The sequence below is a fragment of the Marinomonas mediterranea MMB-1 genome (genome assembly GCF_000192865.1).
Classification (GTDB): Bacteria; Pseudomonadota; Gammaproteobacteria; order Pseudomonadales; family Marinomonadaceae; genus Marinomonas; species Marinomonas mediterranea.
The window spans coordinates 4,111,832-4,124,698 of the sequence record NC_015276.1 but is presented as its reverse complement, the minus strand read 5'-3'; the positions used below and the strand labels follow the sequence as shown (position 1 = coordinate 4,124,698).

Sequence of the window (12,867 nt, the reverse complement as noted above, 5' to 3'; positions counted from 1 at the left end):
TTGCGCTTAGATAACTGTTCTAAAATCGGGTATCATAGCGCCTATTAACAAACACAAAATACAACCCGCGTTTCGGCTTTACGATTCGCGGGTTGTAACGTTTTGATTCTGCTTAACAAAATGAGCATAACATCTAAATAAAAGGTTTTACGTGAATATTCAAACCCTTTTGAATCAACGAATTCAGGCTGCGATGATCGCAGCGGGCGCACCAGAAGAGTCTCCGGCACTGGTTCGTCAATCCGCTAAAGTACAGTTTGGCGATTATCAGGCAAACGGCATCATGGGAGTCGCGAAGAAGCTGAAAACAAACCCTCGTGCATTTGCTGAGCAGGTGCTTGAGAAGCTGGACCTGACCGATCTTGCGGATAAGGTGGAAATAGCGGGCCCTGGTTTTATTAATGTCTTCCTGAAAAATGCTTGGTTAGCGCAAGAGCAAAAGAGTTTGCGTAAAAGTGAGCGTTTGGATGTTGTTACGGTATCTGAGCCGCAAACGGTGGTTGTGGATTACTCTGCGCCAAACCTAGCAAAAGAAATGCACGTTGGTCACTTACGTTCAACGGTTATTGGTGATGCGGTTGTTCGCACTCTGGAGTTCTTAGGTCATAAGGTGGTTCGCCAGAATCACGTGGGCGACTGGGGAACTCAGTTCGGTATGCTGTTGGCGTACATGGAACGTCTGCGTGCAGAAAGCAGTGAAATTAGCATGGCGCTTTCTGATCTTGAAACCTTTTACCGTGAAGCCAAAAAATGCTTCGACGATGATGAGGCTTTCTCTGTTCGAGCTCGCGAGTTGGTGGTTAAGCTGCAATCTGGCGACGAAGAGTGTAAGGCGCTGTGGCAAGATTTTATCAATATCTCCCTAGAGCACTGTGAAGAAACGTACCAGATGTTAGGTGTCTCTCTAGAGCGTAAAAATGTTATGCCAGAGAGTGCTTACAACGATGATCTTCAAAATGTAATCAATGATCTTGATGCAAAAGGTCTGATTAAAGAAGATCAGGGCGCGAAGTGTGTTTTCCTAGAAGAGTTCGCCAATAAAGACGGTGAGATTACGCCAATTATCGTGCAAAAAACCGGTGGTGGTTTCTTGTACTCGACAACGGATTTGGCAGCGGTTCGTTACCGTCAAAACGTTCTGAAAGCCGATCGTGCGCTCTACTTTGTTGATGCGCGCCAATCTTTGCACTTTGAGCAGATCTTTACTTTGTCTCGCAAAGCGGGCTTCGCTGACGATTCTATCAGCCTTGAGCATATGCCTTTTGGTACGGTAATGGGCAGTGACGGCAAACCGTTCAAAACGCGTTCTGGCGGTGTTGCTAAGTTGTCTGCGTTATTGGAAGAAGCGCAAGAACGTGCTTATAAGCTGGTGGCTTCTAAAAACCCAGATATGGCGGAAGACGAACTTCGTAACATTGGTCGTGTAGTCGGTGTTGCGTCTGTTAAGTACGCGGATTTATCTAAAAACCGTACCAGTGATTACGTGTTCAATTGGGATACGATGCTGAGCTTTGAAGGTAACACAGCACCGTACCTTCAATACGCGTACTCTCGCGTTGCCAGCATTGTGCGTAATGCTGATATTGATGCAGCCGCTTTGCAAGGCGACATTTCCGTGATTGAAGATCAGGAAAGAGCGCTTGCGGTTAAGTTGGTTCAGTTTGAAGAAGCGATACAACAAGTTGGAAATGACGGTATGCCGCATTTCTTGTGTGCGTACTTGTACGAATTGGCGGGGACGTTCATGAGCTTCTACGAAGCTTGTCCGATTCTGAAAGCCGATGAAGAGGTGAAAAACAGTCGTTTGCAACTGGCGTTGAACACTGCTTCGACATTGAAGCTTGGGTTGTCCTTGCTGGGCATCGAGACATTAGAGCGCATGTAATCTTGCCTTGAATTAATTTATTTCAAGATGGAATAATGCGATAAAAAAGCGGCTCTTTAAAAAGAGTCGCTTTTTTATATTTGAACGTTATTTGTTCAAATAAGCTGGTATGCTCACTATAGTTATTAATAAACAATGATAAAAAGAGAGGGATCTCGCAGTGCAGATTTTCTTCGTTCTATTGGTTTTGATTTGGTCAACGGGTTTTATTACGGGTAAATTCATCGTCGGGTTGGTCGATCCGAACATTTACCTTGCTATCCGATTTGCACTGACAGGGCTTCTCTTTCTTATCGGAGCGCTTTTATTCAAGCGATCCTTTCCTTCTTTTTCTGAACTTCCTAAGCATATTTTAGCGGGCATTTTGCTTAATGGTTTGTATTTAGGCTTTGCGTATGTCGCGGTTGCTAATGGGCTTCCCGCTGGTGTTATGGCGCTGATTGGGTCGCTACAGCCGATTCTTGTGACGCTGTTGGCATTTTTAATCATGAAAGAAAAGACCTCGGCAACGGGGCTAGTTGGAATGGCGGTCGCCATCTTTGGCTTGTATCTCGTTATTGGTCCGTCATTGCATGTCGAGGATCATAGTTACGGTATTGCTATGGTGTCGCTTGGTATTTTGGCTATTTTTTGCCTTTCGTTTGGGTCTGTCTATCAGAAGATGTCCATTTCTCAATCTGATATTGTCACTACGATGGCAATACAAAATTTAGCCGCGGCGGCGGTCTCATGTGTCTTTGTCTTTGTGCTTGGTGAGCGCTTACTTATTGTCAATGCAACGTCGCTTGCCTTATTCGCTTGGGGCATTCTTGTTCTTTCATGTGGCGGTGTCTTTTTACTCGTTTGGTTATATCGTAAAGTTCAAGCCTCGTTGGTGTCGTCATTATTGCTGTTGGTGCCTCCTCTCGCTGCGATCGAAAGTTATTTTATTTTTGGTGAGAGCATGACATGGGTTCAGATTAGCGGCGTAGTGACGACTTTAGCGGGTGTGTATATGAGTCGTTTAAACATCAAATTTGGACAGGCTAAAAAAGAGCCAGTACAGCAATCTCATTGAGGATTCCCCGTAGCAATATCTTGTTTTAATAGCATATTCTCTTAAGGTCGCTAAAATATAATGAGTAACCATTATTGAAAACGCCGACCAATGAAAGACGAATGGGGAGATTAGAAACGATGAAGATATACATAGCCTACACGGGTGGGACGATTGGCATGAAAGAGTCCGATGATGGACTGATCCCTGACCCAGATTTTGCCGAGGTGCTTCAGAAGCAGCTGGAAGAGGTAACCGCAAAGTCCGATGTAAAAAATGAGTATTGTGTCTACCGCTACCCTGAGTTGATTGATTCTTCCAACGCGACACCAGAAGAGTGGCGAAAAATTGCCTTGGATGTGTCGACACGATGGGACGATTTCGATGCCTTTATCGTGCTGCATGGCACCGATACCATGGCCTATACTTCATCTGCTTTATACTACATGTTAGAAAACGCCTCTAAACCTGTTGTTGTGACGGGGTCTCAAGTCCCTATGTTTCAAGCTCGAACCGATGGCTTAAATAATGTACTGGGCGCGATTTCTGCATGCAATGAAGGTAAACATGGCGTGTCTTTATTTTTCGGCAGTCTACTCATTGCTGGCAATCGAGCACACAAAGCAAACACCACTGATTGGCAGGCATTCAGCTCACCTAATTACCCTGTTCTAGGAACATTAGGGATCGATTGGGTTTGGACTCCGCTAACAAGTGAGCACCAAGACATGACCGAGCGGTTGCCTGAAATGCAAGCGGGTGCCGTTACCTTATTACCCGTATTTCCAGGAGTGAGCGCTCAGAGTTGGTCTGGTTTATTAACTGACCAAGTAAAAGGTGCGGTTTTGTTGTCCTACGGCGCTGGCAATGCGCCAGATAAAGACGATGCGTTACTTGCAATGCTAAAGAATGCGACAGAGCGGGGAGTGTGCATTGTTAATGTTAGCCAATGTGGTGCAGGTTCTGTGGTAGCAGGCGCTTACGCTGCGGGTTCTGCATTGGTTAAAGCGGGCGTGGTTTCGGGTCAGGACATGACCTATGAAGCGGCTTTCACCAAATTGCATGTCGCAATAGGCTGTGGTTTGGAAGGCGCTGCATTGAGAGCAGAATTTGAATAGTGGTTGTATGAATCGTGTTTAAATAAAATGACAGACGTTTCTGGTCGGGGATAAGCAACGTATATGACATACGACTACATTGTGATTGGCGGTGGTATTGTTGGGGTTTCGACTGCATGGCAGTTGCAGCAACGTTTTCCGGATAAAAAAGTGCTGTTGTTAGAAAAAGAGGCTGTCTTTTCGAAGCATCAGACGGGCCACAACAGTGGTGTGATACACGCGGGTGTTTATTACGCTCCGGGTAGCCTCAAAGCAACCTTCTGTAAGGCAGGTGTGCAAGCAACGATTTCGTTTTGTGAAGAAAACGACATCCCCTATAACCAATGCGGTAAGTTGCTTGTCGCGACGACGCCTTTGGAAGTCGAGCGTATGCAGGCGCTTTTTGAGCGTTGCCAGCAAAACGAGATTGATGTTGAACTACTCAGCGCAGACCAATTAAAAAAACGTGAGCCTAACATTCAGGGGCTAGGCGCTATTTACGTCAAATCCACAGCGATAGTGAACTATCAGGAAGTCACCACAAAAATGGCTAAGTGCTTTACCGATATAGGCGGAGAAGCACGCTTAAAGCACGATGTGGTGGAACTTCAAGAATACGATGACCTTATTACGGTTGGTGCTATTCATCAGGGGTGTGAAGTCGAGTATCAAGGGAAGTTTTTGGTCACCTGTTCAGGGTTAATGGCGGATCGAACGACGAAGATGCTGGGCATCAAAACCGACTTTCAGATTATCCCTTATCGTGGTGAATACTATCAGCTGCCTGAAAAATACAATAATCTTGTCAACCACCTGATTTATCCCATTCCTGATCCTGATTTACCTTTCTTAGGCGTACATTTAACGCGCATGATTGACGGTTCTGTCACGGTTGGGCCGAATGCCGTACAAGGTTGGAAGCGAGAAGGGTATGGTCGGATTAATATCGACTTACGCGACATTTTCGATATGATTACGTTTCCTGGGTTTTGGCGCGTTACAAAAAAACATTTTAGGAGTGGGTTGGTTGAAACGAAAAATTCACTCTGGAAGCCGGGTTACCTTAAATTGGTACAAAAGTACTGCCCTCAGATTACCGTCGATGACTTAAAACGCTACCCCGCAGGCATTCGAGCTCAAGCTGTGATGCGAGACGGCACTTTGGTTCACGACTTCCTTTTTGCAGAAAGCCCACGCAGTTTGCATGTCTGCAATGCGCCATCACCAGCGGCGACATCGGCGATTCCAATCGGGGAGTATATTGTCGATAAGGTGGAGGATAAGCAGGTCTAGCTGTTTTTCTTCCGCTCAGATAATCGAAGCTTTGCCTCAAAACGATCTAGCTGAACACCGAAGCGTTCTAGATCATCGACAAGGTGGTCGAATTCGATTTTACTAGGCAGCAGTTGGCTGTTGCTTTGTAAGTGGTTTACCAGTTGGATGCGGGCTTGGGTCGAGACTTCTTTTGTTATTCCCCATTGGTAGCGAAGCAAACGCGCAAGCGTGCTTGCTGGAAGGTCGCCAATGTAGTCGGCTAGTATGCCTTCCCAGTCTAATTCAAAGTTCTCTAGCACCTTGTGTAGTGTCATTAAGGCTTGAGCATTGCCTTGAATTCTAAGGTCTCCGTCGAAGAAACCATCCCCTTCCAGTAGCTTACGGTAAGCACTGCTTGGGCCTTTTACATGGGTATCGAGTTTAGGGTCCAGTTCGACCTCTTCCATACTTTCAGGTTTAAACAGCATGACGCCTGTTTCATGAATATGGACTTGAAGTATGAGATTGAAATCGTCTACTTCCAGAAAAATCTGTTGCCCTGACAGCTTAGTAAGGCGTTCCAAAGAAGGAGAGTCTTGCTCAAGAGCAAGGTTGATGGCTTTTTCGATGGCGCTCAATGCTGAGAGGCTAATGGATTCCATAGGTTATCTTCTGACGCTTAAAGCTGGTGGATTTGTATAACGGAAGTGTCGCGCGTCTTGCCTTCTTTTTCAAGGCGACTCAGATACATTTGCCAAAGTTCTTCTTGGTTTTTACCTATGTTGTATAGGTACTCCCAAGAATAAAGCCCGGTGTCATGACCATCGTCAAAGGTGATTTTTAATGCGTAATTCCCCGCCGCTTCGATGTTTTGAATCGCGACGTCTTTTTTACCAAATTGCAGAATGGGGAGCTGCTGCCCGTGGCCTCTTACTTCAGCAGAAGGAGAATGCACCCGTAAGTACTCAGCACTCAATCGAAATGCTTGATTGTCTGAAAACACGAGTTCAAGCTCGCGTGACTTCTTATGATAGTGAATCTTCGTCGGGGTTAGCATTTAGCGTTGTCCAATATCTGCTCCTTTCCCTCACTGAGGGGTTGGGAGAGGTCTTTAGCTCTCTTATAGCTAAGAGATGAGTACATTAAATGATCTGCCATCTACTCCTTCTCCTTACTAAGGGGTTGGGAGGGGGTTATAGCTCTCTCATTGCTAAGAAAAAAGTACATTAAATGATCTGCCATCTGCTCCTCCCCCCTTACTAAGGGGTTGGGAGGGGGTCTATTATTTACAAAATATACTGACTTAGATCTTCGTCTTTCACGACTTCGCCAAGTTGCTCGTCAACATACTCCGCCGTAATATTGACTTGTTGATCGTCTGGCATGTCACTTGCTGAGTAAGAGACTTCTTCAAGCAAACGTTCCAGCACAGTATGCAAACGACGCGCACCAATGTTTTCTACCGTTTCGTTAACTTGGCAAGCAATCTCAGCAATACGAGTAATACCTTCATCCGTAAAGTTGATGTCGATGTTTTCCGTTTTGGCTAGTGCGACATACTGCTTCGTAAGTGACGCGCTTGGCTCGACAAGAATACGTTTGAAATCCTCAACCGTTAGAGCATCTAGCTCAACACGGATAGGCAAACGACCTTGAAGTTCCGGGATCAAGTCAGACGGTTTTGTCAGGTGGAAAGCGCCCGACGCGATAAACAAGATGTGATCTGTTTTGATCATGCCGTATTTCGTATTGACCGTGCAGCCTTCAACAAGAGGCAGTAGATCACGCTGTACACCTTCACGAGAGACTTCTCCACTTGAACGCTCGCCGCTTTTAGCGACTTTGTCTATCTCATCTAAGAATACAATGCCGTTTTGCTCGACGGCTTCAACAGCGCGTGCTTTAAGCTCGTCTTCGTTGACCAGTTTTGCCGCTTCTTCATCGCGAACCTGACGCAATGCATCTTTTACTTTTAGTTTACGGCGTTTTTTGCGGTCGTTGCCCATGCTAGAGAACATGTTTTGCAACTGGCTTGTCATTTCTTCCATGCCTGGAGGAGCCATGATCTCTACGCCAACTGGCGTTTCAGAAACGTCAATGTCGATCTCTTTGTCGTCAAGCTGACCTTCGCGCAGTTTTTTGCGGAATATCTGACGTGTGTTGCTTTCGTTATTCAGTTCTGGATCACCACCGCGTGCTGGTGGTAATAAAGCGTCTAGAATACGGTCTTCCGCTGCATCTTCTGCTTTATGGCGCATACGTGTTGTTTCTTGCTCACGTAACATCTTAATCGCCATTTCTACTAGATCACGGATGATTGATTCAACATCACGTCCGACATAGCCCACTTCGGTAAACTTCGTGGCTTCGATTTTGATAAAAGGCGCGTTAGATAGTTTCGCAAGTCGACGCGCGATTTCCGTTTTGCCTACCCCAGTAGGGCCGATCATTAGGATGTTTTTCGGCGTGACTTCAGCGCGCATGTCTTCAGGCAGTTGCATACGACGCCAGCGATTACGCAGTGCAATAGCGACCGCTCTTTTTGCGCTTTGTTGGCCTATGATATGTTGGTCTAATGCGTTGACGGTTTCTCTTGGCGTCATCTTACTCATAGTCAGTCTCTTTAAATCTGAATCTTTTAAGTTAGTTAGTCTGGTCTTCTAATGCAGGATCGATAGCAATGGTTTCGATCGTTAGATTGTGGTTTGTGAACACACAAATGTCAGCCGCAATATTAAGACTTTTCTCAACGATATCTTTTGCACTTAAATCCGTGTTGTCGATTAAGGCACGCGCAGCCGCTTCTGCATAATTACCACCGGAACCAATCGCTAGTGCGCCATGTTGTGGCTCAACTACGTCACCCGTTCCCGTTATAATAAGCGTGTTTTCTTTATTCGCTACGACCAGCATCGCTTCTAGTTTGCGAAGTGCTTTATCGGAGCGCCAGTCTTTTGCAAGGTCCACCGCAGCGCGGACCAAATGACCTTGATGTTTTTCCAACTGACCTTCAAAACGCTCAAATAGGGTGAAGGCGTCAGCCGTGCCTCCAGCAAAACCGGCAATGACTTCGCCTTTGTACAGACGGCGTACTTTACGGGCGTTGCCTTTCATTACTGTGTTGCCAAGTGAGACTTGACCGTCTCCACCAACAACCACTTCATTTTCTTTACGGACGGTTAAAATCGTAGTCATGTAATACTCCCGTTTCAATGTTAAACAAAATGGGGGCGATTAAGGGGATTTCAAGCCGATCAGCTGCAAGTTGCTGATCGGCTAAGTGGAAGAAGGAGAGGGCGGAAGAAGAGTCTCATTAACGCGAGATAAACGTGCGTTATTTTCCTTCTGGGCGCGGGATTTTATAGGTGTAAGATTCGATGCCTTTTGCGACTAGCTTATCTTGAGCTCGGCTTTTTTCAGAGCGTGATAGATAAGGACCAACCGTGACACGATACCAAGGGGCGCCATTTTCCCCCGTCGTTTCTCTAATCGCGGCAGGTAACCCGGACAATATTAATTCCGCTCTTAAGCGATCAGCATCGGTCGAACTTCTAAACGACGCTGCTTGAAGCATGTACAGGAAGTCTTGTTCGCCACGGGGCTCATATTCATAGGCGTCGACGTGACTGGTGTCGACTTCGCTGTCCTGTAAGATTTGATAAAATTCGAATTTATCTTTTTCTGCACGTTTTGCCGTTTCAACGGGCTTTTTCTGTGATTCAACAACCTTAGGTTTTTGTTCTGCCTTTGCGGGTGTCGAAGTGGACTTTGTTGGAGCCTGTGTCTTAACTTGCGTTTGCGGCTTGGTCGTTTGCTCAACCTGACTCAGCTGCATTAGTCCATATATAAACCCGAAAACAATAGCGGGTACAATCAACCACATCCACCATGAGGTTTTTCTTTTCGGTGGTGGTGTTGCCGCTTTTCGTGTTGCGCCCTTACGTGGACGGCTTCCTTTTGCTGCCATGAGTTAAATCAGTTACCCGTTAAACGATCAATTTGAAGCGCACATTATGCGCATATGCTCAGTAAGTTTCTAGTGGATCAACGTCAATTGCAAAGCGAATTTTTCGTGATCGAAATTCTTGCTCTAGCCATTGACTGGCGATCGCAGCTAATCGATGCAAGTTCCCTCTTTTTGGACTTTTTATACTGAGAAGAGCCCTGTGTTGACCTGCTTTTCGTACGATGATGGCGGAGTACGGACCGACAAAGCCAATGCCCGCTTCACAATACGGCATGAGCATTTCTCTTAAATGGGTTAAGAACTGGGTTGCCTCCCATTCGTCTGCCGATTCAGCTCGAACAATAATTTGATGATAGAAAGGCGGTAGTGCTAGATCGGCTCGTTCTTGTAAGCCTTCTAGAGCGAACTCTTCGTAGCTGCGCTCGCATAGACATTCAATCGCTTCGTGATCAGGGTGATAGGTTTGCAACAGTACTTGCCCAGGTTTACTGGCGCGTCCTGCACGCCCCGAAACTTGGGTAATTAACTGCGCTGTTCGTTCCATTCCTCTGAAGTCCGCCGAAAAGAGTCCCGCATCTGCGTCCATCACAACAACCAGTGTCACGTTGGGGAAATGGTGGCCTTTTGCGAGCATCTGAGTCCCGACTAGAATGGCCTGATCGTGCTCGTGTATTTTTTGCGTGATCTGCGTCAGTGCAGATTTACGCTGCGTACTGTCTCTATCAATACGTAAGATGGGGGTATCTTTGAACAGTGGAATTAACGCGGCCTCAACTTGCTCTGTCCCTTCGCCGACGGTAAATAGCTCTCTTGAATGACATTCTGGACACTCAAAGATCAGCGCTTTATGGTGGTCGCAATGGTGGCAGTGCAGTTTATTGGCTTTTCTGTGCACCGTCATGTTGACGTCGCAATGATCACAGGCCGCGATCCAGCCACATTCATGGCACATTAACGTGGGGGCAAAACCTCGACGATTTAAAAAGACCAGTACCTGCTCTTTTCGAGCTAGGCATTGTTTCATCGTTTCCAGCGTGTATTCACTCAAACCGTGGACGAGTGTTTGTCCTCTTAGGTCAACGCGTTCTATTGTCGGCATTTGCGCACTGCCAGCTCGCTTCCGTAATTTTAACCAAGCGAACTTTTGTTGTCGGGCGTTATTGAGAGATTCGAACGATGGTGTAGCGGACGCGAGAAGAACCGGTGCGTTAGCCGATTGAGCCTGTTTGATCGCCAGATCTCGAGCATGATAGCGAAAGCCGTCTTGCTGCTTGTAAGAGGCATCGTGTTCTTCATCTATGATGATCATGCCTAAATTTTTAATCGGCATAAAAACGGCTGATCGTGTTCCTATGATGACTTTTGCGTGACCTTGACGGCATAGAAGCCAAGCGTCTAAACGTTCGCGATCCGTCATGTTGGAGTGCATCAAGACGATGTCAGTGTCCAATCTGTTTTCAAATCGTTTTAAGGTTTGTGGGGTCAGCCCAATTTCGGGAACCATCACTAACACTTGTTTATCTTCTTTGATCAGTTTGTCGATGACTCGCAGAAACACTTCCGTTTTGCCGCTTCCTGTAATGCCATCTAAAAGTGAGACATGAAACGTGCCGGTATTGTGTATTATGTGATCCGTTGCAACCTGTTGCTCATCGTTCAAAATGGGCGGTACTTGCTTCTGGTGCGCGTGCGTTTCTGCCATTTTCAAAAACTGGCGTTGCTCACGATAAACGAGGCCTTTTTCTTCTAGGCTCTTGCCCGCAGCGGGCGCTAATCCCAGTGTTGAAACAACTTGCTGACTTAGTCCATTTTCATGTTGTTGTACTGCCTTTAGAAATTCCACTTGTCGCGGAGCGCGCTTTAATTCATCTAAGGGCGTTTTTAGTCCTGTTTCTGAAGGGAACCACCATGTTTCGGTTCTAAAGTCTGCCGATTCCCCTTTGCGTAAAAGAACAGGAAGAGCATGAAACAGCACTTCGCCAATAGGGTGATGATAATAACGCGCTGCCCATTCGCATATTGACAGTATTTCTGTATCGAGCACAGGGGCGTCATCAAGAAGGGCGCTAAGCGGCTTTATTTGCGCATCGTCCCAGTCTGACTCGCTCGCAAGCGATTCAATAATGCCAATGCGTTGGCTTTTTCCAAAGGGAACTTTAACTCGCATACCAGGTTGCAATATATGGCGTACAGCAATGGCTTTCGGCACTTTATAATCGAATGTACGTCGCATCGGTACAGGCAATGCTACTTTTATATAGGGCTGTGTGGTAAGCAATGTTTCCTGCATGTAAAAACTAAAACCTTGGTTTATATAGAAAAAATGTAAGTGCTCATGTGACCCGAAGAGTGTACGCCAGCTGCGGTCGCTTCGCGAGTGCGATGTCACAGGTTATTTGCAGCAAAAAACGCTTGCTGAATTGTTAATCAGTCCCTAAAATACGCCACTCTTTGGTACCACTGCGTGTTTAATGCGCGACGAATCGTGCGGTGCTTAGCAAATCGTTGACTAAGTGGCGGCACACCAAACTATAAGGTAAAGACAATGCAAAAAGAAATTCACCCAAATTACACAACAGTAACTGCAACTTGTACTTGTGGTAACACACTAACTCTTAACTCGACTCTAGGCAAAGACCTACACATCGATGTTTGCTCTCAGTGTCACCCATTCTACACTGGCCAGCAAAAAATGCTTGATACTGGTGGTCGTGTTGATCGCTTCAACAAGCGTTTCGGAGCGCGTCGTTCAACTAAATAATCTGTTGAATGAAACACTGTTTTCTAAAAAAGCGCCAATTCATCTTGGCGCTTTTTTTATGCCTGTTCGCTTTAGAAAGTTTTGGTCAGACTGTAACTATTGAACCCTTGTGCCGGGCCAATGGAAGCGTAAAATTAGCCTCAGTAAAGCGTGTTGTTGATGGTGATACCGTTTACTTTCAGGATGGAAGGAAGGTTCGGTTAGTCGGTGTAAATACACCTGAGCTGGATCATAAGCACGGTCTTCACGAGCCATTCGCGATGGAAGCAACGCTTTATCTTAAGTCATTGATTGGCAAAGAAGTGTACTGGCAAAGCGCATTAAATGACCGCGACCGTTATGGTCGAAAGTTGTACTATTTATTTGATAAGGATCGTATTTCCATAGCGAGTCGGTTACTATCGGCGGGACTTGGTTATCGTATCGCGATTCCTCCAAATACAAAATATCAGGATTGTTTGATCCAATCGGAACGGAAGGCGCGTAATGCTCATCATGGATTATGGCGAGCACCTCATAATTGGCAGCCAAAAGCTGGCTTTACAAAGGTTTCGGTAACCATTACTTCAATCACCCGAAATAGGGGCGGTTGGTGGCTAGAGACGAATCAGGATCTAGTGATTAATTTGCCAAGGCTGATATCGGAATTATGGTCCGAGCAAGATGTTTATTCGCTTAAAAATAAGCGTATAGAAGCCAGAGGCTGGCAACATCAGCGCAATAGTCAGTCGAAAAGATTTAAATCGTGGGTGCTCATTGTGAAACATCCCAATGATTTGCTGGATGTGTCGTCTGACGCTTAGCGGCATTCGTGTGTGAGTATAATCACTATAAGGTGGTTAAACTTTGAAAGGCACCGAAAGATGA

12 protein-coding genes are annotated in these 12,867 nt (G+C 46.0%); 6 read left to right on the top strand and 6 right to left on the bottom strand.

The window, feature by feature from the left end; all coding sequences use genetic code 11:
* Positions 1 to 151: 151 nt before the first annotated feature.
* The 4 genes from argS to lhgO all read left to right on the top strand — a co-directional run bounded on the left by argS (position 152) and on the right by lhgO (position 5,311).
* On the top strand, positions 152 to 1,885 hold the full coding sequence (gene argS / locus MARME_RS18800) for an arginine--tRNA ligase (RefSeq protein ID WP_013662854.1): 1,734 nt from the start codon (positions 152 to 154) through the stop codon (positions 1,883 to 1,885).
* A gap of 160 nt (positions 1,886 to 2,045) precedes the next feature.
* Positions 2,046 to 2,942: a DMT family transporter gene (locus tag MARME_RS18795; RefSeq protein ID WP_013662853.1), complete on the top strand. Its 897-nt coding sequence runs from the start codon at positions 2,046 to 2,048 to the stop codon at positions 2,940 to 2,942.
* A gap of 119 nt (positions 2,943 to 3,061) precedes the next feature.
* Positions 3,062 to 4,039 carry an asparaginase domain-containing protein gene (locus MARME_RS18790; RefSeq protein WP_013662852.1) on the top strand — a complete coding sequence of 326 codons (978 nt, stop codon included), beginning with the start codon at positions 3,062 to 3,064 and terminating at the stop codon, positions 4,037 to 4,039.
* A 63-nt stretch (positions 4,040 to 4,102) separates the two neighbouring features.
* On the top strand, positions 4,103 to 5,311 hold the full coding sequence (gene lhgO / locus MARME_RS18785) for an L-2-hydroxyglutarate oxidase (RefSeq protein WP_013662851.1): 1,209 nt from the start codon (positions 4,103 to 4,105) through the stop codon (positions 5,309 to 5,311).
* Here lhgO and MARME_RS18780 read toward each other — a convergent pair.
* The 6 genes from MARME_RS18780 to MARME_RS18755 form a co-directional block, all read right to left on the bottom strand.
* Positions 5,308 to 5,934: a ubiquinone biosynthesis accessory factor UbiJ gene (locus tag MARME_RS18780; protein ID WP_013662850.1), complete on the bottom strand. Its 627-nt coding sequence runs from the start codon at positions 5,932 to 5,934 to the stop codon at positions 5,308 to 5,310. The genes lhgO and MARME_RS18780 overlap by 4 nt on opposite strands.
* 17 nt (positions 5,935 to 5,951) lie before the next feature.
* On the bottom strand, positions 5,952 to 6,329 hold the full coding sequence (locus tag MARME_RS18775; protein WP_013662849.1) for a gamma-butyrobetaine hydroxylase-like domain-containing protein: 378 nt from the start codon (positions 6,327 to 6,329) through the stop codon (positions 5,952 to 5,954).
* A 229-nt stretch (positions 6,330 to 6,558) separates the two neighbouring features.
* Positions 6,559 to 7,884: an ATP-dependent protease ATPase subunit HslU gene (gene hslU, locus MARME_RS18770; protein WP_013662848.1), complete on the bottom strand. Its 1,326-nt coding sequence runs from the start codon at positions 7,882 to 7,884 to the stop codon at positions 6,559 to 6,561.
* Positions 7,885 to 7,915: 31 nt separating this feature from the next.
* Positions 7,916 to 8,467: an ATP-dependent protease subunit HslV gene (hslV, locus tag MARME_RS18765; protein WP_013662847.1), complete on the bottom strand. Its 552-nt coding sequence runs from the start codon at positions 8,465 to 8,467 to the stop codon at positions 7,916 to 7,918.
* Between the two features lie 139 nt (positions 8,468 to 8,606).
* Positions 8,607 to 9,239, bottom strand: a complete 633-nt coding sequence (locus tag MARME_RS18760; RefSeq protein WP_013662846.1) for an SPOR domain-containing protein — start codon at positions 9,237 to 9,239, stop codon at positions 8,607 to 8,609.
* 58 nt (positions 9,240 to 9,297) lie between these two features.
* Complete coding sequence (locus MARME_RS18755) at positions 9,298 to 11,529, bottom strand: primosomal protein N' (RefSeq protein ID WP_013662845.1); 2,232 nt, start codon at positions 11,527 to 11,529, stop codon at positions 9,298 to 9,300.
* A 255-nt stretch (positions 11,530 to 11,784) separates the two neighbouring features.
* On the opposite strand from MARME_RS18755, the gene rpmE reads away from it, so the two are divergent.
* Together rpmE and MARME_RS18745 are read left to right on the top strand one after the other, a co-directional pair.
* The gene (gene rpmE / locus MARME_RS18750) at positions 11,785 to 12,000 is read left to right on the top strand and encodes a 50S ribosomal protein L31 (protein WP_013662844.1); all 216 of its coding nucleotides are present in this window, start codon (positions 11,785 to 11,787) and stop codon (positions 11,998 to 12,000) included.
* An 8-nt stretch (positions 12,001 to 12,008) separates the two neighbouring features.
* A complete protein-coding gene (locus MARME_RS18745) occupies positions 12,009 to 12,803 on the top strand; it encodes a thermonuclease family protein (protein ID WP_013662843.1) in 795 nt (264 codons plus the stop codon).
* Positions 12,804 to 12,867 lie beyond the last annotated feature (64 nt).

What these genes read in the sequence shown, in the direction of transcription:
- MARME_RS18775 (WP_013662849.1), bottom strand. Translation starts at nt 6,329, where the DNA reads ATGCTAACCCCGACGAAGATTCACTATCATAAGAAGTCACGCGAGCTT.
- rpmE (WP_013662844.1), top strand. Translation starts at nt 11,785, where the DNA reads ATGCAAAAAGAAATTCACCCAAATTACACAACAGTAACTGCAACTTGT.
- hslU (WP_013662848.1), bottom strand. Translation starts at nt 7,884, where the DNA reads ATGAGTAAGATGACGCCAAGAGAAACCGTCAACGCATTAGACCAACAT.
- MARME_RS18745 (WP_013662843.1), top strand. Translation starts at nt 12,009, where the DNA reads ATGAAACACTGTTTTCTAAAAAAGCGCCAATTCATCTTGGCGCTTTTT.
- MARME_RS18780 (WP_013662850.1), bottom strand. Translation starts at nt 5,934, where the DNA reads ATGGAATCCATTAGCCTCTCAGCATTGAGCGCCATCGAAAAAGCCATC.
- lhgO (WP_013662851.1), top strand. Translation starts at nt 4,103, where the DNA reads ATGACATACGACTACATTGTGATTGGCGGTGGTATTGTTGGGGTTTCG.
- hslV (WP_013662847.1), bottom strand. Translation starts at nt 8,467, where the DNA reads ATGACTACGATTTTAACCGTCCGTAAAGAAAATGAAGTGGTTGTTGGT.
- MARME_RS18755 (WP_013662845.1), bottom strand. Translation starts at nt 11,529, where the DNA reads ATGCAGGAAACATTGCTTACCACACAGCCCTATATAAAAGTAGCATTG.
- MARME_RS18760 (WP_013662846.1), bottom strand. Translation starts at nt 9,239, where the DNA reads ATGGCAGCAAAAGGAAGCCGTCCACGTAAGGGCGCAACACGAAAAGCG.
- MARME_RS18790 (WP_013662852.1), top strand. Translation starts at nt 3,062, where the DNA reads ATGAAGATATACATAGCCTACACGGGTGGGACGATTGGCATGAAAGAG.